5 protein-coding genes are annotated in these 4,165 nt (G+C 64.5%); 3 read left to right on the forward strand and 2 right to left on the reverse strand.

The window, feature by feature from the left end; all coding sequences use genetic code 11:
- Positions 1-62: 62 nt before the first annotated feature.
- On the forward strand, positions 63-1,238 hold the full coding sequence (locus WAN02_RS09490; protein WP_422263903.1) for a cytochrome P450: 1,176 nt from the start codon (positions 63-65) through the stop codon (positions 1,236-1,238).
- Complete coding sequence (locus WAN02_RS09495) at positions 1,235-1,426, forward strand: ferredoxin (protein ID WP_422263899.1); 192 nt, start codon at positions 1,235-1,237, stop codon at positions 1,424-1,426. Before WAN02_RS09490 ends, WAN02_RS09495 begins: the two co-directional genes overlap by 4 nt.
- Positions 1,427-1,433: 7 nt before the next feature.
- Here the strand turns inward: WAN02_RS09495 and WAN02_RS09500 are convergent, their stop codons facing one another.
- Entirely contained in the window at positions 1,434-1,646 is a 213-nt protein-coding gene (locus WAN02_RS09500) for a hypothetical protein (protein ID WP_422263900.1), read from the reverse strand.
- Positions 1,647-1,882: 236 nt separating this feature from the next.
- Here WAN02_RS09500 and WAN02_RS09505 point away from each other — a divergent pair, with 236 nt between their 5' ends.
- On the forward strand, positions 1,883-3,244 hold the full coding sequence (locus WAN02_RS09505; protein ID WP_422263901.1) for a salicylate synthase: 1,362 nt from the start codon (positions 1,883-1,885) through the stop codon (positions 3,242-3,244).
- On the opposite strand, the gene WAN02_RS09510 is transcribed toward WAN02_RS09505, so the two are convergent.
- Positions 3,241-4,155 (reverse strand): MerR family transcriptional regulator, encoded by a 915-nt coding sequence (locus WAN02_RS09510; RefSeq protein WP_422263902.1) that lies wholly within the window; start codon positions 4,153-4,155, stop codon positions 3,241-3,243. The genes WAN02_RS09505 and WAN02_RS09510 overlap by 4 nt on opposite strands.
- Positions 4,156-4,165: the final 10 nt, after the last annotated feature.

Consider the following 4,165-nt stretch of genomic DNA (forward strand, 5'->3'; position numbering starts at 1 on the left):
CCCGTCAGCAATACCCGCGGATTCCCTATCCTGGGCCGACGTTTGGTGTCAGTCTGAACGGCATGACAGAAGCCGACGGGTTCGTAAACCATACGGTGGCGGGTCTCGCCGAGCCGCAACCGATGTACAAGGCGTTGCGCGAGTCGACGCCCGTGTTCCGGGCGCCGGACGTGGTCGTGCTCAGCCGGCTGGCCGATATCGAAATGGCGCTCAAGCACACCGAGTTGTTCTCGTCGAACATGGATGCCGTCGACCTGGGCAACATCCGGCCGCTGATTCCGCTTCAGATCGACCCGCCCGACCACGCGAAGTACCGCCGAATCCTCGATCCGCTGTTCACGCCGCGGGAGATGGCCCGGCGTGAACCTGGCGTGGCCCAGTTGGTGAACGAGATGATCGACCGCTTCGTCGATCGCGGCGAATGCGACTTCCACGAGGACTTCGCGGTACCCCTGCCATGCACGGTGTTTCTGCAGTTGCTTGGCCTGCCGCTGGAAGACCTGGACCAATTTCTGGAGTGGAAAGACGGGGTGATCCGCCCGGAGGGCGCCGAAGGTTACGAAGGCCGCCACGATGCCTCCGCGGGGGTAGCGCAACAGATCTACGACTATTTCGAGCGCGCCGTCGACGACCACATCGCCAGCCCCCGCGACGACGTGCTCTCTTCGCTGATCGCGGCCAGGATCGAGGGAGAACCGCTGACCCGCCACGAGATCCTCGACATCTGTTTTCTTTTCCTGATCGCCGGGCTCGACACGGTGACCGACTCACTGGACTGTTTCTTCGTTTACCTCGCCCGGCATCCCGATCATCGTCATGAGCTGGTCGAGCAGCCCGACATCTTGCCGGGTGCGATCGAGGAGTTGTTGCGCTGGGAGACACCGGTACCCGGTGTCGCGCGAGTCGCGATGCAAGACGTCGAGGTGGGCGGCTGCCCGATCAACAAGGGGGAGCGGGTCAGCCCGTTGCTGGGTGCGGCGAACACCGACCCCGCCGAGTTCCCCGACCCGGATCTCGTCGACTTCCGTCGAAACCCCAACCGGCATCGCGCCTTTGGAGGAGGTCCGCACCGCTGCCTGGGTTCGCACCTGGCCCGAATGGAGCTGCGGGTAGCCATGCGCGAATTCCACCGGCGCATACCGGATTACGAGATCAAGCCGGGCACCGAGCTGACCTACACGGCCGCGCTGCGCTCGGTGGAGTCGCTACCGTTGACGTTCCCGGTCCCAGCATCGTGACTAGGGTCGCCGTCGACGCCGATCGCTGTGAGGGGCACGGACGTTGCTACACCTTGGCGCCGGACATTTTCGACGCCGACGAGGTTGGGCATGCGATCGTGCTAGTCGAAGATGTCTCCGGTGAGCGCCAGGCGCAGGCCGCCGACGCGGAGCGCAACTGCCCCGAGGCCGCGATCACCTTGTCGTGACGGTGTCTCACTGCCTGGCGACGACGGGTGGCCGTCTCACCACGGATCCCTTGATGCGGTGCGTCACCGACGACCACGCCGACGGCGAATAGTGCGTGGTGACTTCTTCGAACCCGTCGATCCGGCGAACGGTGAGCACGCCGGTCTGCTCATTGACGGTGAGCTCGTCGTTCTCGGACCCGCTGATCTCTTCTCCATTGAGCAGCCGGATAACGAACACGATGCTGTCCTCTCATCAGAGCGCAGCCTCGCCCGATCCTGTGGTCGGCTGGGCGTGGAGTGTGATCCAGTGTGGGGCGGAGGCGTGAACGGCGCGGAAACGCGGCATGACAACCAATCACGGGCCCGACTCGCACAGTCGAAAAAAGTGGGTTGGCCAGCGCTTGGGTCGCCGGGTGCGGGCATTGCCGACCGGAGCTCCCCGTCTCTTCATAGGTTAGGCTAAATTTACTAAGCGTGACCGAAGTTGATGTCGAGGCCAATCTGGCATTTGCCGCGTCACTGCCATTTTCTTTGCCGGTCGACACCGTCCCTGCGGACCTGGCGGCCGAGTTGGTAGCAGCGTTGCCCGAGCGTGACGGCGAGCAATATCTGCTGTACGAGCGCGACGGCCAATGGGTGTTGGCGATCGGTGCAGTGGCCACGATCGAACTCGACAGCGACGAACTGCGCATCATCCGCGACGGCGTGACCCAGCGAGAGACTTGGTCCGGTCGACCGGGGCCAGTGCTCGGTGAGGCCGTCGATCGGCTGTTGTTGGAGACCGATCAGGCATTCGGCTGGATCGCCTTCGAATTCGGCGCCTACCGCTTCGGCCTGCAAGAGCGGCTGGCTCCGCAGACACCGTTGGCGCGAGTGTTCTGGCCGCGCACCCGCATCGTTGTCAGCGACGATGCCGTCCAGCTGTTCAACGGTGACAATCACCACCGCGAAGTCGTCAGCCGGGTACTCAGTGCGGGCCCAACGCCGACGCCAGTCGCGTCCGAGATCGACGTGGCCCACGACACCAGCGATTTCCGCACCCGGGTTGGCACGGCAATCGGCGAGATCGCTGCCGGCAAGTATCACAAAGTGATCCTGTCCCGCAGTGTCGATGTGCCGTTCGCGCTGGACTTCCCGTCCACGTATCGATTGGGTCGGCGGCATAACACCCCGGCACGTTCTTTTCTGTTGCAGCTCAGCGGTTTTCGGGCCCTGGGCTACAGCCCCGAGCTGGTGGCGGCGGTCCACGACGACGGCGTGGTGGTCACCGAACCACTGGCCGGCACTCGGGCGCTCGGCCGCGGCGCTGCGCGTGACCGGCAGGCTCGCGAGGATTTGGAGTCCAACACCAAGGAAATCGTCGAGCATGCCATGTCGGTGCGGAGCTCGCTTCAGGAGATCGACGAGGTTGCCGAACCCGGGTCTTCCGCGGTGGTTGATTTCATGACGGTGCGCGAGCGCGGCAGTGTGCAGCACCTCGGTTCGACGGTGACCGCCAGGCTTGACGCGTCGAAAGACCGGATGGACGCGCTGGAAACGCTGTTTCCCGCCGTCACCGCATCGGGCATTCCCAAAGCGGCCGGGGTGGACGCCATCCTGCGTCTCGACGAGAGCCCGCGCGAGTTGTATTCCGGTGCGGTAGTGATGTTTTCGGCTGACGGCGGGCTTGACGCGGCGTTGACGCTGCGCACGGTCTACGAACGGGACGGACGAACCTGGCTGCGCGCCGGGGCCGGCATCATCGCCGCGTCTGATCCCGACCGTGAATTCGAGGAAACCTGCGAGAAGCTGGCCACGCTGGCACCGCATCTGGTTGCGCGCCGCGCGGCGCTCTAGCCGACGTCGGCGTCCGGCTCGCGCTCCAAGTATTCGGCCAGGATCTGGCTGACCAGTGACTCGATGGTCGATTCGATCGACGAAGCCAGGGTGGCGGTCACCGAGGCGACGGCCTGGGTGCGAAATCGCACCAGCATGGTGATCAACTCGGCGATTTCGGTGTCGGGCGGCAAGGCTTCCCGAGGCTTGATCCGGTCGGCGACGTGTTCGGCTCCGGCGCGCACCAGCATTTCGCTGATTTGGTCGATCAGCGGAACGATGTGCTCGTGCAGGTCGATGAGCTTGTCCATCTCCATGCCGTAGCCCCGGATCTCGTTGAACGCCTCAACCAGTTTCGGCCGAGTGATGGTGGCTTGCCCGTCATCGAGATGAATCACTTGTAGTTGGACCAAACGGTCGAAGGCCTTGTCGTCGTTGATGAGTCGTTGCGCCTCGGCCAACGGCATGGTCTGGGATTTCTCGCTGGTCCAGGTGCCGACGATCGCCGTTTCCAGGCCGAGCACGTCGCCGAGATCTTTGCCCTCCTCCCAGGCGCTGAGCATTTCCCGGACGTGCGCGATGTTGTATCCGCGGTCGAGCATCGAGGTGATCAGCCGCAGCCGGGTCAGGTGGGTGTCGTTGAACAGCGCGATCCGTCCGACCCGTAACGGTGGCGGCAACAAGCCTCGGTCGCGGTAGACCCGGATGTTGCGAGTGGTGGTGCCGGCCAGCCGAGCTAGGTCTTCGATGCGGTATTCCCCGGAGCCCAGTGCACCGTGGGGATAGCGGACAGCGGCGTCGAACAGTTGCGAGACCGCATTTTCGATGACCTCTCGCGATTGGCGCCGGACGCGTTTGGGTGCGCGCCGCAGGTTCGCCAAAACGCCGGCGATGGTGCCGGTTTCAGGGCGGGGCGGTCGGGTGGGTGCCATCGCTCAGGCG

This window comes from Mycobacterium sp., from assembly GCF_049281135.1.
In the GTDB taxonomy this organism is placed as follows: domain Bacteria; phylum Actinomycetota; class Actinomycetes; order Mycobacteriales; family Mycobacteriaceae; genus Mycobacterium.